This is a genomic window from Chryseobacterium sp. CFS15, from assembly GCF_031118795.1.
Taxonomy (GTDB): Bacteria; Bacteroidota; Bacteroidia; order Flavobacteriales; family Weeksellaceae; genus Chryseobacterium; species Chryseobacterium indoltheticum.
In genome coordinates, this window is sequence record NZ_JAVHYL010000031.1 from 1 (window position 1) to 622 (window position 622).

Below are 622 nucleotides of genomic sequence, written 5' to 3' on the forward strand. Positions count from 1 at the left end.
AAAAAAAATATTGATAATTTTGTGGAATGTTAAACGATGCCGAACTCCTCAAATTATTTTTACCTGAACTCTTGATTGAGCATTTTGAGATTGTAAAAGTTGAAGAAGAAAACAAAATCCTCCACCTCTACTTTGACGAGAAAAATACAGCTCCGAAAGAATTTTCGTCTCTGTTATTGCAGTCAAAAGGTTTTGTTCCGGAAATTACCGTTGACGATTTTCCTCTTCGCGGAAAAACAGTAAAACTCCACATCAAACGCAGAAGATGGACCGATACAATAACCGGCAACATCATCCAAAGAGATTGGAATCTCATTGCCAAAGGAACCCGCATGACACAGGATTTTGCCGAGTTCTTAAAAAAAATCAGCCGATACTAAAGCCCTTCCTTGTAAAACCATTGGCGAGATGTATGGCGTGGATGGCAGGAAATTTCAAAGGCAATACAAGCAAAGCATCAGCAATTTTAAAAACTGGAAACAAAAATCACACGCCGAGGATTGGATTCTCTATCCCGAAAACCTCTCACACCACCTATCTCTCGATGAAGTTGCTCTTTCTGATGGCGAATTGTACACTGTTCTGACCTCCAAAAAAGCAATGGGCAGAAAAGGCAGTATTG

Annotated in this window: 1 protein-coding gene and 1 pseudogene; both read left to right on the forward strand. The window is 39.5% G+C overall.

What is annotated here, in order from left to right; translation table 11 throughout:
* Positions 1 to 26 precede the first annotated feature (26 nt).
* Complete coding sequence (locus tag OH814_RS20540) at positions 27 to 380, forward strand: transposase (protein WP_308829460.1); 354 nt, start codon at positions 27 to 29, stop codon at positions 378 to 380.
* Between the two features lie 28 nt (positions 381 to 408).
* Positions 409 to 622, forward strand: a pseudogene (locus OH814_RS20545) (DDE transposase); the annotation flags it as partial.